21 protein-coding genes are annotated in these 17183 nt (G+C 39.2%); 4 read left to right on the top strand and 17 right to left on the bottom strand.

Annotated elements, in window-relative coordinates:
* The first annotated feature begins 373 nt into the window (after positions 1-373).
* On the top strand, positions 374-2098 hold the full coding sequence (locus J7338_RS14495) for an acetolactate synthase 3 large subunit (RefSeq protein ID WP_210797720.1): 1725 nt from the start codon (positions 374-376) through the stop codon (positions 2096-2098).
* On the top strand, positions 2098-2595 hold the full coding sequence (ilvN, locus tag J7338_RS14490) for an acetolactate synthase small subunit (RefSeq protein ID WP_149980181.1): 498 nt from the start codon (positions 2098-2100) through the stop codon (positions 2593-2595). Before J7338_RS14495 ends, ilvN begins: the two co-directional genes overlap by 1 nt.
* 64 nt (positions 2596-2659) lie before the next feature.
* Here ilvN and J7338_RS14485 read toward each other — a convergent pair whose 3' ends face one another.
* From J7338_RS14485 to J7338_RS14415, 15 genes are all read right to left on the bottom strand, one after another.
* Complete coding sequence (locus tag J7338_RS14485; RefSeq protein ID WP_145235830.1) at positions 2660-2935, bottom strand: HU family DNA-binding protein; 276 nt, start codon at positions 2933-2935, stop codon at positions 2660-2662.
* 208 nt (positions 2936-3143) lie between these two features.
* Positions 3144-3677 carry a DUF3833 domain-containing protein gene (locus J7338_RS14480; RefSeq protein WP_210797719.1) on the bottom strand — a complete coding sequence of 178 codons (534 nt, stop codon included), beginning with the start codon at positions 3675-3677 and terminating at the stop codon, positions 3144-3146.
* A 1-nt stretch (position 3678) separates the two neighbouring features.
* On the bottom strand, positions 3679-4170 hold the full coding sequence (locus tag J7338_RS14475) for a chalcone isomerase family protein (RefSeq protein ID WP_210797718.1): 492 nt from the start codon (positions 4168-4170) through the stop codon (positions 3679-3681).
* Between the two features lie 43 nt (positions 4171-4213).
* The gene (locus J7338_RS14470; protein WP_275074577.1) at positions 4214-4684 is read right to left on the bottom strand and encodes a DUF2878 domain-containing protein; all 471 of its coding nucleotides are present in this window, start codon (positions 4682-4684) and stop codon (positions 4214-4216) included.
* A 19-nt stretch (positions 4685-4703) separates the two neighbouring features.
* Positions 4704-5966, bottom strand: coding sequence for an SAM-dependent methyltransferase (locus tag J7338_RS14465; RefSeq protein ID WP_210797716.1), 1263 nt, complete (start codon positions 5964-5966; stop codon positions 4704-4706).
* Between the two features lie 26 nt (positions 5967-5992).
* Positions 5993-6727: a DUF1365 domain-containing protein gene (locus J7338_RS14460; RefSeq protein WP_210797715.1), complete on the bottom strand. Its 735-nt coding sequence runs from the start codon at positions 6725-6727 to the stop codon at positions 5993-5995.
* Positions 6720-7976 carry an NAD(P)/FAD-dependent oxidoreductase gene (locus J7338_RS14455; protein ID WP_210797714.1) on the bottom strand — a complete coding sequence of 419 codons (1257 nt, stop codon included), beginning with the start codon at positions 7974-7976 and terminating at the stop codon, positions 6720-6722. Before J7338_RS14455 ends, J7338_RS14460 begins: the two co-directional genes overlap by 8 nt.
* Entirely contained in the window at positions 7973-8683 is a 711-nt protein-coding gene (locus J7338_RS14450; RefSeq protein WP_210797713.1) for an SDR family NAD(P)-dependent oxidoreductase, read from the bottom strand. The genes J7338_RS14455 and J7338_RS14450 overlap by 4 nt, the downstream gene beginning before the upstream one ends.
* The gene (locus J7338_RS14445) at positions 8683-9111 is read right to left on the bottom strand and encodes a nuclear transport factor 2 family protein (RefSeq protein ID WP_210797712.1); all 429 of its coding nucleotides are present in this window, start codon (positions 9109-9111) and stop codon (positions 8683-8685) included. The genes J7338_RS14450 and J7338_RS14445 overlap by 1 nt, the downstream gene beginning before the upstream one ends.
* A gap of 1 nt (position 9112) precedes the next feature.
* On the bottom strand, positions 9113-10507 hold the full coding sequence (gene phrB / locus J7338_RS14440) for a deoxyribodipyrimidine photo-lyase (protein ID WP_210797711.1): 1395 nt from the start codon (positions 10505-10507) through the stop codon (positions 9113-9115).
* Complete coding sequence (locus J7338_RS14435) at positions 10507-11460, bottom strand: YbgA family protein (RefSeq protein WP_210797710.1); 954 nt, start codon at positions 11458-11460, stop codon at positions 10507-10509. The genes phrB and J7338_RS14435 overlap by 1 nt, the downstream gene beginning before the upstream one ends.
* 8 nt (positions 11461-11468) lie before the next feature.
* Positions 11469-12128, bottom strand: coding sequence for a ChrR family anti-sigma-E factor (locus J7338_RS14430; protein ID WP_210797709.1), 660 nt, complete (start codon positions 12126-12128; stop codon positions 11469-11471).
* Entirely contained in the window at positions 12121-12744 is a 624-nt protein-coding gene (locus J7338_RS14425; RefSeq protein WP_210797708.1) for a sigma-70 family RNA polymerase sigma factor, read from the bottom strand. Before J7338_RS14425 ends, J7338_RS14430 begins: the two co-directional genes overlap by 8 nt.
* A 66-nt stretch (positions 12745-12810) precedes the next feature.
* Positions 12811-13389 carry an LON peptidase substrate-binding domain-containing protein gene (locus J7338_RS14420; RefSeq protein WP_210797707.1) on the bottom strand — a complete coding sequence of 193 codons (579 nt, stop codon included), beginning with the start codon at positions 13387-13389 and terminating at the stop codon, positions 12811-12813.
* A 214-nt stretch (positions 13390-13603) separates the two neighbouring features.
* Entirely contained in the window at positions 13604-13894 is a 291-nt protein-coding gene (locus tag J7338_RS14415) for a hypothetical protein (protein ID WP_210797706.1), read from the bottom strand.
* A gap of 250 nt (positions 13895-14144) precedes the next feature.
* Between J7338_RS14415 and trhA the strand changes: the two genes are divergently transcribed.
* Complete coding sequence (trhA, locus tag J7338_RS14410; RefSeq protein WP_210797705.1) at positions 14145-14774, top strand: PAQR family membrane homeostasis protein TrhA; 630 nt, start codon at positions 14145-14147, stop codon at positions 14772-14774.
* 2 nt (positions 14775-14776) lie between these two features.
* Here the strand turns inward: trhA and J7338_RS14405 are convergent, their stop codons facing one another.
* Positions 14777-15091: an MGMT family protein gene (locus J7338_RS14405; RefSeq protein WP_210797704.1), complete on the bottom strand. Its 315-nt coding sequence runs from the start codon at positions 15089-15091 to the stop codon at positions 14777-14779.
* The gene (locus J7338_RS14400; protein ID WP_210797703.1) at positions 15084-15977 is read right to left on the bottom strand and encodes a LysR family transcriptional regulator; all 894 of its coding nucleotides are present in this window, start codon (positions 15975-15977) and stop codon (positions 15084-15086) included. The genes J7338_RS14405 and J7338_RS14400 overlap by 8 nt, the downstream gene beginning before the upstream one ends.
* Positions 15978-16100: 123 nt before the next feature.
* Between J7338_RS14400 and J7338_RS14395 the strand changes: the two genes are divergently transcribed.
* Complete coding sequence (locus J7338_RS14395) at positions 16101-17183, top strand: efflux RND transporter periplasmic adaptor subunit (RefSeq protein ID WP_210797702.1); 1083 nt, start codon at positions 16101-16103, stop codon at positions 17181-17183.

Raw genomic sequence — 17183 nt, 5'->3', positions numbered from 1 at the left:
ATTGCCATTTTGACTGTTGACATTAGCTGGCAAAACCTTTAAAAATAAGGCTATTAAATTTGTAGAGTTAGTGTGTCGTTTGGCTATCACGACGCAACAACCCATTAGAACTTATACAACAAATACCGAGAAGAAAAACATTATGAAATATCAATTTCACCTAGTCACTGTACTCGTACTGGTCTTAGTTTTAAGCCCAGCGGGGATGTATTAGAAGGTGAAATCGCTTTTTAAAAACCCCCGCCCTAAGCGGGGGTTTTTTTATGCATTTAAATTACACGGTAATGGCATAGAATAAATGGGGAGTGCGTGCAATAGCACATTATTACTCATGATAATAATCAATCGGTAACAGGCACACAGAGGAATGAGGATGACTACACAACAATATAATGGCTCCGAACTAGTTGTTCAGGCATTAAAGGCATTAAAGGTAAAATATATATTTGGCTATCCCGGTGGCTCAGTATTAGATCTTTATGACGCATTATTTCAGCAAGATGATGTTGAGCATATTTTAGTTCGTCATGAGCAAGCAGCAACCCATATGGCTGATGGGTATGCACGTGCCACAGGTGAAGTGGGCGTCGTATTAGCAACATCAGGTCCAGGTGCGACAAACTGTATCACGGGGATCGCTACAGCCTATATGGATTCTATTCCTATGGTTGTGCTATCCGGTCAAGTGCCGACTAACTTAATTGGTGATGATGCATTTCAAGAAACCGATATTGTTGGTTGCTCTCGGCCAATCGTAAAACACAGTTTTAACTGTCGTAGCGCAAAAGATATCCCTAAAATTTTAGCTAAAGCATTTTATATTGCAAGTACTGGACGCCCAGGTCCTGTGGTCGTAGAGCTACCAAAAGATATGTTAAACCCTGCACTTAAATTTGACTTTGAGTTTCCAGCAACCACAGAGCTGAGAACCTATAGTCCAAATACCAAAGGCCACCCAAAGCAAATTCGTAAAGCCGTTGCCGCTATTTTAGAAGCTAAAAAACTGGTCATTTACTCTGGTGGCGGGATTATTATTTCTAACACTTCAGAGCAACTGACTCATTTGGTTGAATCGCTCAATGCCCCAATCACTAATACCTTAATGGGATTGGGCGGTATTTCCGGTGTTCACCCTAATTTCGTTGGTATGCTAGGGATGCACGGGAGCCTTGAAGCAAATAAGGCGATGGCAAATGCCGATGTGATCTTAGCTCTAGGTGCCCGATTTGATGACAGGGTAACCAATAATGTGAAGAAATTTTGTCCCCATGCGACGATTGTTCATGTTGATGTTGATCCAACCTCTATTTCGAAAACGATCAAAGCTCACATTCCAGTCGTCGGATGTTTATCAACCGTACTTGAACAATTACAAACAGCCATAGATAAAAGTCCGATCAAAATTGATCGAAGCGCGCAAGAAGATTGGTGGCGTCAGATCATTAGCTGGCGTGAACAAAAATGTTTAAGCTACAGCACTGCAGGCGATAGAATAAAGCCTCAGGCCGTCATTGAAGCAATTTATAAAGCCACCAATGGTAATGCCTATATAAGCTCTGATGTAGGTCAGCATCAGATGTTTGCAGCGCAGTACTACCCGTTTAAAAAACCTCGTCAATGGATCAACTCAGGGGGTCTTGGCACTATGGGCTTTGGTCTACCTGCGGCTATGGGAGTAAAACTTGCGTTTCCGGATAAAGAATCAGTGTGTGTCACCGGTGATGGTTCGATTCAAATGAACATTCAAGAGCTTTCGACATGTTTACAATATAACTTGGCTGTAAAAGTAGTGTCACTGAATAACCGCTCTTTGGGTATGGTGCGTCAATGGCAAGATATGGTCTATGGCGGTCGTCACTCATCGTCGTATATGGAATCATTACCTGATTTCGTCAAACTTGCTGAAAGTTATGGCCACGTAGGTATTCGCGTTAATACCCTTGAAGAATTACAACCCGCTATCGATAAAGCCATGGCGATCACTGACCGTTTAGTATTTTTAGATATTCTTGTTGATGAAAATGAACATGTATACCCAATGCAAATTAAGCTTGGAGCAGTTGATGACATGTGGTTACGTAAAGGAGTGAAAGCATAATGCGTCGTATATTATCTATTTTACTTGAGAATGAACCAGGCTCATTGTCGCGTATTGTTGGTCTGTTTTCACAACGAGCTTATAACATTGATAGTCTAACCGTTGGCACAACTGATGATCATTCTTTATCACGTATTACTATCACCACCATGGGTGATGACCGTGTGGTTGAGCAAATCACTAAACAGGTTAATAAATTAGTTGATGTATTAAAAATTATTGATCTAACTGAAATGGCGCATATTGAGCGTGAGCTGCTATTAGTAAAAGTATTCGCTCAAGATGAAGCTAAACGTGCCGCAGTAACGCGAGTGGTAGATGTATTCCAAGGTGCTATTTTAGACATGGGTCGCAACAGCTACACATTACAACTTGTTAGTAGCACGGATAAAATTGAATCGTTTTTAGATACCTTACGCCATGAGACTGACATAATTGAAGTTGTACGCTCTGGTGCGGTAGGCATTGGCCGCGGTGATAAAGCACTAAAGGCTTAAACCTTATGTGATCAGATACAAAAAAGGGCTAATTAGCCCTTTTTTATTTAACCAATCTAATTGATTAAGGGTTAACTTGATCTTTAAGACCTTTACCTGCTTTAAAGCTTGGGATAGTTGCCGCTGAAATTTGAATTTCGGCACCAGTTTGTGGGTTACGGCCAGTACGTGCAGCACGCTCTTTTACAGAGAAAGTACCAAAACCAACTAGTGCAACTGAATTACCTTCTTTTAAAGAAGAAGTAACAGCACCAGTGAATGCGTCAAGTGCGCGTGTAGCTGCTGCTTTAGAGATTTCTGCATCAGTAGCGATTTTTTCAACTAATTGAGCTTTATTCATTTGTTAAATTCCTATACGTTATTATTTTGCCTTCGCAAAACCTATCTTTATGCATTTTTTAAGTATTGGCAACAGCAAAATGCTTTTTTCGCGTAAATTCTTAAAAAATGAGTAAATTTTAAATAATTGCCCAAATAAATATTGATTTAAAGATTAACCAACAATGAACTTAAGCACTATTTACTAAATCAATATGGTAATTTGTTGATCATTCAACTTTTTCGATAACTAAGGTTACTTGTCCAACCTCAATGCCAAACTTATCAATAGCTGTACGGTTAATCAAGCGCGATTGTGTTACCAGATACATCCAATCATCTAAATTAACCTCAATGGTGTCATCTCCATAGGGTAATTTAAGGGTATATTGCCAATGAAATACACTGCCATTACTTTTTCCTTTCGCGATACCTATCACATCACCTGCGGTGCCAGTTAAACTATTGTCAGCATTGAGTGTTATGTTCCACACTCGGCGTTGGGTTTCACCATCGTCGTAAACAAAATCTTCCTCTATAACGCCGTTATTGCCATTCCAGCTCGCATTCATGTCAACGACCATCTTACGGGTTAATTCACCTTTATAATCTTGGACAACGCCATAGGCTTTCAATTTACCAGTAAAGAATTGTTTAAAATTAAATTCTGGCTGACTTCCTTGGTAATACTCAACGTCTGGCGCAGCACAGCTGCTTAATAAAAATGTGCAACTAAGTAAAAGTAATATAGTAATTCGCTTCATGTTATTGCCCTATAAGTTGTTTTCGCATTTGTGGCTCAGAGGTATTAACATCAAGCCAAATAGCTAAAAAGTCATCACCAAAGCCCCTGTGTTCTATAACACCAAGCTTTTTATCATTAAAATAAAATGTGCCAACACCGTTTTCATCGGTAATGAATGATAGCGATTCGCCTTTTTTGATATCTGGCCAAAGCGCACTTAACTGTGCATCGTATTTATTGATGATCTCTTTTTTGCCCAAATGCTGCCATTGTTCGTTCGTCGCTTTGATTATGTCTTTGGCAGCAAAATCGCGTAAATAGGTCAATGTCAGTTTAGTGGGGTGATTGCCAAACTGATAGGTTCCCGATGGGGTTGCTAACTGCGCCTGATAAACATCCCAAAATAGATATTCAAAACGAGCCTCACCGACCACTTTAAAATCAACAGCAAAGCTTCGGCTGCATACCAATACACTTAAAATAATTAGCCCATTAGTTAATCTTGCTATCATTACCGGACTCCAAATGTCTAAGTTAAATAGTTACCCTGTATGTTCATTTATGTTCAGAAACTAACAGGTATTTTTTGTTATATGCGTTTATCATCCTGATAAAATTGAACATAAGCGACCAAGCAAAACCATATATAAGCCAAAATTGCCAAACTACAGGATGAACCTCTAACGCCCCAAAGCGTGCTCCGGCAATATAACTTGCTGGGGCAAAAACAGCACAGAATAACAGCGCTAAATACCAGGGCATACGATGCAAAAATTGCATTGACGTATTGATGGTTAAGAGTAAAGCACACCAAAGTAATACAAACCACACTGGAAAGGGCGATATACTAAAAGATAAAAAGCCAACCTCAACCATCAAATATTCAAAGCTTAACGAGATCATTAAGCCATAGCACAGTAACAGCATATCTTGTTGCTTTTGCTGCGACAGGCATAGCATCACTATGATGATTAATAAAATCGGTATAATAGCGCGCTGCTCAAGGAATAATGCTAAAAACCACACTCCCTGAAACAGCAAAAAATTAATAGCTGAGCGCAATGTCATCACTTGAATGGTTAAAACGCGGTTTACGGGCAACTAAATGTACAGTACTGGTTACTCGTGCCCTAAATGCGCCTTCACAGTAAGCTAAATAAAATAACCATAATCGATAAAAACGCTGATCGAACTTAACTTTGTCGATTTCTGGCCAGCTTGCGATAAAACGTGTGCGCCAATCAGCTAAGGTTCTTGCATAATGAACACCAATATCGTTAATACTGTGTACCACCATGTCTGATTGACTTTTTATTTGCTTATTCATTTCATCAATACACGGTAAACAACCACCTGGGAAGATATACTGCTGAATAAAATCAGAATTTTTCAGGTAATGTTGATAGCGTTGATCAGCAATTGTAATTGCTTGGATCAGCATTGCACCACTGTCTTTGAGTAAGTCATTACATTTTTTAAAAAAGCTGGGGAGGTATTCATGACCAACCGCTTCTATCATTTCTATTGACACTAACTTATCGTAACTGCCTTCGAGTAAACGATAATCTTGTTTCAATAAGGTTATCTTATCTTCAAGCCCCAACTGGGTAATTTTTTCTGCCACAAACGCATGTTGCTCATCAGAAATAGTTGTAGTAGTAACGTGGCAGTCATAATGTGTTGCAGCATGAATGGCAAATGCTCCCCACCCTGTACCAATTTCAATAACCGTTTCACCGGGTTGTAAATCTACTTGTTGGCAGATCAAATCAAGCTTATGGCTTTGTGCTAGCTCAAGAGAAGCGTCTTTTGATGGGTATACAGCGCTTGAGTAAAGCATTTCAGTGCTTAAAAATGATGAATACAACTCATTGCCTAAATCGTAATGAGCAACGATATTTTTCTTTGAACCTTGCTCAGAATTCTTGTTTCTACGGTGGTTTATTCGATTATAAAGATTACTAATAAACGCAAACTTACGTTCAAATTGATCCAGTTGAGCCTGATTAATGGCAAAAATCTCAATCAACTGAGTTAAGTTAGTACATTCCCACTGGCCTAAAATATAAGCTTCGCCAGCTCCGACACTGCCAGAGAGCGCAAATGCTTTATACATTGCCGGATTATTCACAACGACTTTAGCCTGTAAGTGACTTTGAGGATCACCAAAATGTTGAACATCGTTACCATCAACTAAGGTAATTGCGCCAACTTCAATGCTATCAAACGCACCAATGACTAACTTTTTATACAGCTTACTTAACAAGCTATTCGATGCGTTATCAGCTAAACTGGATACTTTTTCCATCCCATGACCTTCATTATTTTAGCTTATCAATTCTTGCCTGAGTGACCTAAAAAAGGCACTCGCTTACAAAATAGTTTGAACGCCTGGACGTAAATTCCTTTCATCACAGTGATTGTCATGGCAGGAAAACGTTTCAGTAACGCAGTAACCGCAGTCCGGCTGAGTGACTGGCGTTGTAAACGCAAACTGGCAGTAAATAATAGCGTATTGTCTTTTTTATTTTCTATATGGATCAAAGTGTTTTGCTTTGTTAAACGCACTTTCCAGTGGTAATCCATATCTAAATTCATAAATGGTGATACGGAGAAAGCCTTTTGAAAGTTCACTTTCTTGTGTAAATCAACTAAGTAATAATGTCGCTCGTTCCAGGGCGTATTACTTACTTCAGCAACCATGTAGGGAAAATCACCATCGGTCGTTTCATAAAAGAAGAAATTAACTGGGCTAAAATACACTCCAAAACAGCGCAGTTGTCCGAGCATGTAGACATTACTAAACGGATCAGTGATCCCCAGCTCGACAATTTTATTAATTGCACGTTGTTTTATTGGTTGTTGAGTATCTAAATCACGATTAAGATAATCGGATTGTTTGAATTTAAGCGCTTTAAAGCCTGTTGTTCCAAGCCAAGGGTGAACACCATCAAGTTGCTGAGGAGAATTAAGATCCACCCACATCATGTACAACTGATAATTAAAGCAATGCGCTTTAATTGCTAATCGGTGATGGCGAACATCTCCGACTAAAAGTGCACTATTCAAAATCAACTCCAAGTTTGCGAGCAACATCTACAGCACTTTTCACGCCGTCTTCGTGAAATCCGTTATACCAATAAGCGCCACAAAAATAACTATTGTTAACCCCATCAATAAGCTGTTTTTGCTGCTGAGCAGCAATCGACGTTTTATTGAATACTGGATGATGATACGTAAATTCTCGAAGTATTTTATTTTTATCAATTCCTTGGCGGTGATTAAGCGTGACACAAAATTGCGTTTTACTTGTTATGCCTTGCAAAATATTCATTTGGTAGGTCACAACGGCCGCTTTATCAAGATTATCGGTAAGTAGATAATTCCAGCTGGCCCATGCGGCTTTGCGTTTTGGCAGTAAAGCTGTATCAGTATGCAAAATCACTGAATTTTCAGTGTAGGGAATGGCTGATAAAATTGCTTTTTCATCTGTGCTTGGGTTTTCAAGTAAAGCGAGAGCTTGATCAGAATGACAAGCAAAAATAACTTTATCAAATTGCTCAACGGTACCATTTTTCAATCGGATCAACACCTGCTCCGGGGTGCGAAAAATAGACTGTATATCCGTGTTCAATTTTATTTTATCTTTAAAGCCACTGATCAATGGATTGATATATTCCCTTGAACCACCGGGAATAACATACCACTGCGGACGATTAGTAATATCTAATAAGCCATGATTGAAAAAGAATTTTACAAAAAACTCAACGCCAACATTACTCATTTCTTTAATACTTGTTGACCAGATAGCCGCGCCCATCGGCAAAATATAATGGTAACGAAAAAAATCATTAAAACCGTGTTGGTCGAGCAACTGACCTAGCATCTGCTCACTTTGGTAGTCGTTGTCATGATATAGTTTTTTACACAAGGTGTTAAAACGCACAATATCACTAAGTAACTTCCAAAAACGCGGACGAAATATATTGCGCTTTTGAGCAAACAAACTGGCAAAGGTGTGGCCATTATATTCAAAACCAGTTTGCTGATTATGTACGCTGAAACTCATTTCTGTCGGTTGACGTTCAACGCCGATGCGCTTTAACAGCTTTTCAAAATAAGGGTAAGTGCGATCATTAAAAACAATAAAACCAGTATCAATAGCACGCTTAACACCATCAACCTGTATATCTATCGTTGCGGTGTGCCCACCTATGTAGTTGTTTTTTTCAAATACCGTAATTTCATACTTTTTGTGCAACAAATGAGCGCAGCTTAACCCTGCAATTCCAGAACCTATAATTGCTATTTTTTTCAACGACTTAATCCTTTTGCAAGCATGAGCCAAATTGGCAGCGGCAGCATGCGTAAACATTTTAAAATAAGGGTAAAACGATAAGGAAAATGCACCTCTTTGCGGCGCTTAGCGACCCCTTTGATAATATAATTTGCCGCTTTGTCTGCAGTAACTGCCATTGGCATTGGAAAATCGTTTTTTTGAGTCAACGGTGTTTTAACAAAGCCTGGGTGCACTAAGGTTACGTCAATATCAGCTAAATCTATGGCTAAACTTTTTGCTAAGTAACTGACCCCAGCTTTTGATGCGCCATATGCTTGTGAGCGCGGTAACGGTAAATAAGTTACGCTTGAACTGACAATCACCAACTGACCACCGGGCTTTATCCTCGGTAGTAAAGCCTCAAGACAATAACCCATCGAAAGCAAATTAGTAGTAACAACGCGGGTAAACAATGCACTGTCAAAATTATGCGCATCATCGATATATTCACAATTGCCAGCATTAAGAATAACGCGATCAAATTGCGTATAAGCAATAGTGCTACTTCGTATTGCTTGTAAATCAGTAGCGTCAAACTGACAACTTTCAATATTCGTTAGTTGCGCAAGTTCGTTTAGTTTTTCTTGGTTACGCCCACAAGCGATAACTGTATCCCCGGCTTGCGCATACAGTTTCGCAAGTTGTTCACCAATACCTGATGTTGCACCTGTTATAAGCGTGATCATTATTCCGCTGCCTTATTATCTATGTATTTAATAATTGAACCGAGAATAGGGATATGTCGATAAAGTAATGCACCAGCATCAAAGTAGTCTTTATGAAGGCTGATTTTGTCACCAGTAAATGTTAACTTGCTGTGGCCTGCTACGGCAATTTGCTGGCCATTGCTAAGCTTTGGATGGCGATAATACATAGTCCAGTAAACAAAGGCATTATCGTCCACGCTAACAGCATCACTGATATCAAACCTGCATTCAATAACATTACTGTAAAGCTTAGCAAAATATTGATGTAAGTCAGCTAAACCATCGACTTCATGCAATGGATCAGAAAAATGAATCTCTGTAGCATAAATATCACTCAATAAATGTAGATTTTCTTTATTAAGCTTTTGGTATGTCGCAATAAATTTATCTGTTCTGTGGTTGCTCATATCATACCTTAAATGCATCAAGCGCTCGTAAGCGAGCGGTTTTATGATCAACGATTGCAGGCCAATAAACAGCTTTTGCTTTGCCGCTTTTCGCTAAATATTGATGTGGAAAATGAATTTGCTTATTCGGCACATTTTCCAACTCCGGTATATACTTACGAATAAAATGACCGTTAGGATCAAATCGTTCACTTTGAGTGATCGGGTTGAATATTCTAAAGTATGGCTGGGCATCGCACCCAGTACTTGCAGCCCATTGCCAACCGCCGTTGTTAGACGCTAAATCGCCATCAATCAAATGTTGCATAAAGAAACGCTCACCTTTACGCCAATCAATTAACAAGTGTTTGGTAAGAAAACTGGCAACCACCATACGTAAACGATTATGCATCCAACCTGTTTGAATAAGTTGCCTCATGGCGGCATCAACAAGCGGGTAGCCTGTTTTACCTTCACACCAAGCAATAAAATCCGCCTCATTAGTACGCCACTTTACTGGGTCATATTTCTCATTAAAGTTGTTATATTTATTAAGTTTTGGATAAGCCACAATTAAGTGACGATAAAACTCACGCCACACTAACTCGTTAACCCAAGTAAATAAGTTACTTTTAGAGCTACTTAACACATCGACATATTGTTGTTGTACAAGGGTTATTAATTGGTGAACGCTGACAATTCCTAAAGCTAAATACGGGCTTAAGCCTGATGTGCCTTTAATACTTGGAATGTCTCGCTGATCTTTATAGCTAAGTAATTTATCACTGATAAAGCGGGCACAGATTTGACTCAATGACGCATCATCAACTGGCCACTTATGTGAAGAATCATCGCCAGTAAGTAACCCTGAACCTTGCCAAGGTATTGGGCTAAACATTGTTGGGGGGGCGTGAAAATAAAAATGAGTATCTTGATATTGCTTTAGCCAGGCATTTTTAAAAGGGGTGAACACCTTAAACATCTCACCACTTTGATTCAGTACCGTTCCAGGCGGTGCAACCACATCACCATCACACAAGGTAACTGATATTTTAAGTTCATCAGCATGATGTAAAAATGCATTATCGCGCCCAACTTCATTAATTTCATATTCTTTATTGGCAAATAACTGCGTTACTGAATGTCGCTGGCAGAACTCACTTAACTGCTGCACACATCCGTCGTAATCACCCGCTTCAATGATATGCAAGGTGATGCCATTATCAGCTAGTAATTGACCTAAGAAGTTTAACCTTCGTTTTAACAAATCAATTTGTATTGAAGCAACGCTATGGCGCTGCCATTGTTGCTCAGTAATAAAAAATATAGCGTCTTTACAACCATTCTCGATTGCGTGATAAAGGGCATGATTATTAAAAAGGCGCAAATCGCGCCTAAACCAAAATACAGTGTTCATTAAATTCCGTAGCGTAATTTTAATTCGTTTGGATAAGGGTTGAAGTAAACTTGCTTTGCTAAGTATTCATTTGGATGCACTTTTAAATGATGTTTTAACAGTGTCAGCGGTACATACAAGGGCACTAACCCATCACGGTATTCATCAATCGCATCACGCAATTCTTGTTTTTCAATTTTAGATAAGTGTTTTTTAAAGTAGCCTTGTAAGTGCATTAATGTATTGCTGTTATTTTTACGGGATGCAGGTCTTTTCAGCGCTGCCATTAAACCTGCAATATAATCGTCAGCAAGCTGCTCAAAATCATCGCCAACATAGGTGCCCAGTAAATTACCAAGATCTTTATATGCCTGATAATTGTGAGCCATTAACAAATACTTATATTGCGCATGAAACTGCGTTAACCTATGCAGGGTTGCTGGCTGTTGACGCAATAATTGCCAGTTTTTATAAGTAAACACTCGCATTACAAAGTTTTCACGCAAGTGCATATCATTTAAACGACCATTTTCTTCACACGGTAACAATGGGTTGTGAGCCATAATTTGCGCAGCAAAAAAGCCCACACCTTCAGATGTATTACCAGTACCTGCCTCATTGTATATTTTGATCCGTTCCATACCGCAACTTGGACTTTTCGCACAAAAAACAAAACCGCTTAATTGTACAGCCTGCTCTGTAGCGACTTTTTTACCGTATTCAGTCAATTGTGGGCCAACATCACCACTGCCGTCAGGACGACACACTTTAATAGTTGCGCCTACTTTAACTTGTCTAATTGTTGGTCTTGGGATCGGTAGACCTACCGCCACTTCAGGACAAAAACGCTTATATTCAACATGTATTGCTAATTCATCCATGCAAAAATTTGATTTTTTATGGCCACTATCAAACCGAACTTTCTCACCAGCAAGGCACGCACTGATACCTATTTGAATAGTCGATTGCTGCATATACACTCCTAGTAAATCAAATTGCCAATTGGATTGAGCAACTTACTCAGTCCTTTATTAAAGTGTAGAGCACTACTGACTACCGTGTAACATAGACAACCTTTTTCTGTGATCGGAGTATGTTGATGACGACCATCAAGCCACATAAAATCTCCGGGCACATATTGACCCTCTTCATCACTAAACTCACCATCGAGTAATAAAGTCAGTTCAAAACCTGTGTGGGTGTGCTCTGGGATCTCGCCGCCTGCATCGATGTGCAATAAGCTAGAGCGCAGCGCACCATCATCGAGAGCGATACGAGAACGTGATAACTTACCCATTTGCATAAACTTACCATGTGAAATACGGGCAAGAGCACGAGGCAATTGATAGTTTTGCTGATTAACAAGGATAGTTTGTGGCGTCACTTCATACACTTCATCAACATCATCGCTGGCTGTGATTGCAGCAAATAATGACATCGCATCATCACTGAGCTCTTCATCAACAGACAAATCAGGTTGAGTAAAGATTGCATTGGCATTTTGTGCTTCCAAGCGTTTAACCTCCGCTTGGCAACATTCACACATTTCTACATGAATTGCTATGGCAATACTTAAGCTTGCTGGCAGTGACGCATTACAATACTGCGCTAATAACGCATCGCTTGGGTGATGTTTAATCATTGCGGTCTCCCATTTCATTGCGTAATTTTTGTAACGCTAGTCGTAAACGTGATTTAACAGTGCCTACAGGAATATTTAGCTGCTCTGCCAGTTGCTCCTGTGACATATCTTGAAAGTATACCCCTTTAACCACTTCCCGTTGCGCTTGGGGTAATTTATCCAAATAATTTTTCATTTGTTGGTTTTCAAGGTGATCGCTAAACTCGTAGTCTGAGCTGGTATGCTGTTCGACCAACGGCCAAATATCTTCACTGATATGCTCTTCTTTATTACTTTTCATTTTTCTAAGCATATCGAATGAGGCATTTCTCATTACGGTGTAAACCCACGTAGTAGCGGCACCTTTATCGTTATTGTACAGATGCGCTTTACGCCACACTGAGGTCAGCGTTTCTTGCACAAGCTCCATCGCCTGCGCATCAGAGTTAAATTGTTTAATACCAAAACGTTTAATCTTTGGCGAAAAATAAGTAAATAAATAAGCAAACGCTTGTTTATCACGCTTTACGGCGACAGCGGATAAGGCATCAGCGAGCTCTTGGCTCGGCGTTTCTGGCATGGCAGTATAATTACCTGTGTTAGGTTCACAACGTGTAGCTGGTTGTTGACTTACCATCTTAATATTCCTATTAGTTTTCTTACAGGATCAATACGCTGCAAAAATACAGAGGGATCATATTAATTAGGAAAATTCGTTATTGATCACAGTATGGAGGAAAGAGTGAATATTCGCAAAGTCAGATTTAAAGGCAAGTTGTTGTTTTTTATCAATTGAGATAGGTAAAAATTCAATCCACCGAGCAACAACCCAGTTAATCTCATCAAATTGAGTTTCACGGTATAAGTCGTTTAATTGCGGATTAGCAGCAAATAACCGCTGTAAAGCCGCTTGTAAGCATGCATCTTTGTCTACTAATAGGCGAGGTTGTTGAAACCAAAAAATGTTTTCAGTTGTCATTAACTGACCATAACGTAATTGTTGGTTATTTTCGCTTACATCGCTAATTTCAACCACCGATTTAGCAACTATATCTATCAATAATAGTCCTTGTTCATCTTGCAAAAAGTCAATAATATCAACTAAACAACCGTACCGAGGAACATTGAGATAACTATCAACATCATACTGGCAAAGTACGAAACCATGATCATTTTTAAGTGATTCTTTAACCATATCAAGATAGCGAGGTTCGAAGATACGTAGCCGCGTATACCCGTTTGGTAGAATAAATACCGGTAATGGAAAGATTGCACGTTTCATAAGGCTTACTACATCAGTTTAACTATGCATTACGTTACGTGCACCGCAGCGAATAAGATCAATGTTACTGGCTATTACTTATCTATATTCCAATCAACCTAAGTTTAGCCATTGCCCCACATTGCGCAGTAGTTCAACTGACGCATATGCACTTAACAAGCTCACCACAGGTGCTAACATTAAAGCTAATAATCCTAATTCGCTGCTCATTACCTTAACCCTCAACTTTTACTGCATTGCTAGTTGCAACGAGTTGTGATGTATTTTCCGCTACTTTAGCTGATTGTTCACTTTGCTGTGAAAGCTGTTCGGTTAACATTTTTTGCGAATCACTAAACAATGACTGTTTTAATTTGCTTTGTAATTCATTACTCGTACTTTCAATATAATGTGCGATGCTGTTGGATAGCGTTTGAGTGATGTCTAATTGACCGTCATTTGCACTTGCTTGTGTAGAACCAACAACCAAAAGTGCTGCAACAGATAGTTTGATAATGCTTTTCATAATGGTATTCCCTATTGTGTTATTAAGTTAGTCGCTATTACTTAATCAAAGGTTGTGCCAAGTGAGAAATGATTTTTAACTAATTGAAAGTAAAAACAATTTATAAAAAAATTTTAAAAACACATTCTTCTGAAAATATTTTTGACCATTAAACTGGTCAAATTAACCATTATTTGGTGTATTCCTTTGTTTGATAACTTTAGCGTACACTTGTACACTGAAATAGTTTATTACTATCTATGAGTATACTATGAGTGTTGTATCTGCTTATTCTGTAAAAGAAGAGCAACTTAATGTGCTTTCACATGGGGCTGGGGTTATTTTTTCACTCTATGTGTTGTGGGAACTGCTGACAAAATCGCAAAGTTATGCGCAGATGATCAGTGCCGTAGTGTATGGTGTGAGCTTATTTTTACTATTTTTATCGTCTACGCTTTATCACAATAGTCTTAGTTTACGTGCTCGCGCTATCTATAAAAAATGTGATCACTGTGCTATTTATCTATTGATTGCAGGTACTTACACTCCCTTTTTAGTGCTGTCTTTAAGTGGGCTGTGGGCAATTTTGCCTTTAATATTTATATGGTCCCTTGCTCTTGGCGGAGTGTGCTACAAATTATGCGTAACAAACCAAAACAAGAAAGTGTCACTAGCTACCTATTTATTAATGGGTTGGTTTGCAGTGGCTATAATTTATCCTCTGTATTTAAGCGTACCGCTCAATGCACTATGGTGGTTACTCGCAGGCGGAATTCTTTACAGCCTAGGGACGCTGTTTTACAGTGCTAAACAACGCCAATTTAGTCACGCTATATGGCATGTTTTTGTTATTGCGGGCTGTGTTTGCCATTATATTTCGATCAGCAAATATATATATTAATGTTACTGCCAACGATAAATGCGCATATTCACTTTGCCATTTTTAAAGATGATCCCCTCGCTTTGTAATAATTGATATTGCTTAAGGTATTGAGGGGACCCTTCAGGAAACGATATTTTACCTTGGCTATTGATCACTCGATGCCACGGAATAACTGAATCTTTAGGCATTAATTTTAGCAATCGCCCCACCAAACGCGCATTACTTGCAAGCCCAGCCATCGCAGCGACTTGTCCATAACTTGCAACGCAGCCAAGGGGAATATTCGCCATTACGGTATAAATTTTATCTTCTTTGCTTGCTTGGCTGTCATCCATTTAAAAACTGCTCGCTTGCTTGCTTAAAACCCTGCCAGATTGCGCGTGCAACTGGCCCGTGATGCACTGAATACTGCCTAAACACTCTAATTTGAGCACTAAATGTATGCTCTCTATCAAATATTTCAACACGTTGTAATAGCCCTGAGTCAAGCTCTGTTTGGCAATGAGCTAAACTTATCATCGCCCAACCTGCGCCTGAAATTAAAAATGATTTTAACGTAGCGATGTCGTCTATTTTCATTATCGCAGAGCCTTTTGAATAAGATAACCGCTCGGAGTCAAAACTCATCTCGCTTTCAAACATAGCTAAACAAGGATAATGCTGAAGCTGTTGATAATTAAGTTGCTTAGGCATTAAGTTATTTGCACACACCAGACCAATATCGAGCTTTCCAATAGGCATACTTTCTAAGTCCCCTGTGGCATGAAATAAATCAAACCACGGACCAATACCTAAATCAGCCTGTGACTTATTCACTTGCTCCAAAGAAGCAAAGCGTTTTCCACTGCTTACGCTAAACTCTGTACTTTGGTACTGGGTAAAAGCATCACAAATAATATCGTTATACTGTGACGCATGACAAAGTTGTTCGTAACAAATTTTAAAGTTAGCTTCATTACCAAGCGCTAATTCACTGGCTAGCTGCGTTAAATGAGATTGCGCATTGAGCAACAGTTGTGCTTCTCGATGAAACAATCGACCTTTTTCTGTAAGTGCTAACCGATATTGGTTACGATCGAGCAATTCAAATCCAAGCTCTGCTTCTAATTTTTTGATTGCTAACGTCAACGCAGGTTGCGATTTATGTAATACACTCGCCGCTTTTGAAAGGCTTTGGGTACTTACAATGGCATCAAGCATCCTTAATTGAACAAGATTCATAGCGTACTCTCGCAAATTTCATAAATTTTATTTATGATCTTTTTAAAATTTAATAATTTTTATTTTATATGTTTGCGGCGTATGCTGCACTCAATTTATGTTTTCATAACCACGGAGAAGACCATGAAACTGTCGCCAGTTTTAATCATAACGACATTAATGCTGAGTTTAGTCGCCTGTAAGGAAGCAAATATTGATACAGAGGTCGAGCAACCAGTTCGCCCTGTAAAATTATTTGCCATAAATAGCAATTCCGACGAGACAATTCGTAGTTTTCCAGCCGAAGTAGTGGCAAATCAAGGCTCTTACTTAGCCTTTCGGGTCAATGGTGAGTTATTAAAGTTCCCTGCACTGTCAGGTCAACACGTTGAAAAAGATCAGTTACTCGCTAAGCTCGATCCTGAAGATTTTCAACTGCAATATGAAGAGCGTAAAGCGCGATTTGAATTAGCGCAATCGCAATTAGAGCGCGTGGCGACCCTATTTGATAAATCTATCACTAGTCAATCAGAGCTTGATCAAGCCCTCGCTAATAAACAGGTAGCAGAATCAGCCTTAAAAATAGCGAAAACAAACTTAGATAACAGCGAATTGCGCGCACCTTTTAGTGGCACCGTGGCAAAAGTATTTGTTAAAAACTATGAAAACATTCAAGCCAAGCAAAATATACTGCGCCTAGAAACCCGTGATTTAATGGATGTTATTATCCAAGTACCCGAAAAACTTATTGCTCGCATAGATAAAGATGCTATCTATCAACCAAGTGTTGTTTTTGACGGTTTCCCCAATAAATCTTATACATTAACAATCAAAGAATTCGATACACAAGCAGATCCTGCCACACTGACTTACAAGGTGGTTTTTTCATTACCTGTCCCAAAGGATTTTAATTTACTCGCAGGTATGACAGGACGTGTCGATATTGATTTGAGCAAAATAACCCATTCCCAATCACGCTATGTTTTATTGCCTGTTGAAGCGGTGTTTTCTGAGCCAACTGAATCTGCAAATAACAGTTATGTTTGGGTATATGACCCAGAAACGGGCAAAGTAAATAAGCAAGCTGTAGCTGTAGGCCAATTGCACCGTAGTGGCATTGAAGTACTCTCAGGTATTAAGCAAGGGCAAACTGTAGTTGCCGCTGGGGTTCACTATTTAGAAGAAGGTATGCAAGTTCGTCCATGGCAAAAAGAGCGAGGCTTATAA

Origin of the sequence: Pseudoalteromonas ostreae (assembly GCF_018069805.1) — a bacterium.
In the GTDB taxonomy this organism is placed as follows: domain Bacteria; phylum Pseudomonadota; class Gammaproteobacteria; order Enterobacterales; family Alteromonadaceae; genus Pseudoalteromonas; species Pseudoalteromonas ostreae.
Note: the sequence above shows the minus strand (reverse complement) of the source record. Positions and strands in the feature narration are given on the sequence as shown.

Excerpts from the sequence above, each read along its gene's own strand:
- J7338_RS14425 (WP_210797708.1), bottom strand. The coding sequence starts at position 12,744 with ATGGTAAGTCAACAACCAGCTACACGTTGTGAACCTAACACAGGTAAT.
- J7338_RS14450 (WP_210797713.1), bottom strand. The coding sequence starts at position 8,683 with ATGATCACGCTTATAACAGGTGCAACATCAGGTATTGGTGAACAACTT.
- J7338_RS14405 (WP_210797704.1), bottom strand. The coding sequence starts at position 15,091 with ATGGATGACAGCCAAGCAAGCAAAGAAGATAAAATTTATACCGTAATG.
- phrB (WP_210797711.1), bottom strand. The coding sequence starts at position 10,507 with ATGAACACTGTATTTTGGTTTAGGCGCGATTTGCGCCTTTTTAATAAT.
- J7338_RS14435 (WP_210797710.1), bottom strand. The coding sequence starts at position 11,460 with ATGCAGCAATCGACTATTCAAATAGGTATCAGTGCGTGCCTTGCTGGT.
- J7338_RS14395 (WP_210797702.1), top strand. The coding sequence starts at position 16,101 with ATGAAACTGTCGCCAGTTTTAATCATAACGACATTAATGCTGAGTTTA.
- J7338_RS14480 (WP_210797719.1), bottom strand. The coding sequence starts at position 3,677 with ATGAAGCGAATTACTATATTACTTTTACTTAGTTGCACATTTTTATTA.
- J7338_RS14415 (WP_210797706.1), bottom strand. The coding sequence starts at position 13,894 with ATGAAAAGCATTATCAAACTATCTGTTGCAGCACTTTTGGTTGTTGGT.
- J7338_RS14465 (WP_210797716.1), bottom strand. The coding sequence starts at position 5,966 with ATGGAAAAAGTATCCAGTTTAGCTGATAACGCATCGAATAGCTTGTTA.
- J7338_RS14420 (WP_210797707.1), bottom strand. The coding sequence starts at position 13,389 with ATGAAACGTGCAATCTTTCCATTACCGGTATTTATTCTACCAAACGGG.
- trhA (WP_210797705.1), top strand. The coding sequence starts at position 14,145 with ATGAGTGTTGTATCTGCTTATTCTGTAAAAGAAGAGCAACTTAATGTG.
- J7338_RS14445 (WP_210797712.1), bottom strand. The coding sequence starts at position 9,111 with ATGAGCAACCACAGAACAGATAAATTTATTGCGACATACCAAAAGCTT.
- J7338_RS14485 (WP_145235830.1), bottom strand. The coding sequence starts at position 2,935 with ATGAATAAAGCTCAATTAGTTGAAAAAATCGCTACTGATGCAGAAATC.
- J7338_RS14475 (WP_210797718.1), bottom strand. The coding sequence starts at position 4,170 with ATGATAGCAAGATTAACTAATGGGCTAATTATTTTAAGTGTATTGGTA.
- J7338_RS14430 (WP_210797709.1), bottom strand. The coding sequence starts at position 12,128 with ATGATTAAACATCACCCAAGCGATGCGTTATTAGCGCAGTATTGTAAT.
- ilvN (WP_149980181.1), top strand. The coding sequence starts at position 2,098 with ATGCGTCGTATATTATCTATTTTACTTGAGAATGAACCAGGCTCATTG.
- J7338_RS14495 (WP_210797720.1), top strand. The coding sequence starts at position 374 with ATGACTACACAACAATATAATGGCTCCGAACTAGTTGTTCAGGCATTA.
- J7338_RS14400 (WP_210797703.1), bottom strand. The coding sequence starts at position 15,977 with ATGAATCTTGTTCAATTAAGGATGCTTGATGCCATTGTAAGTACCCAA.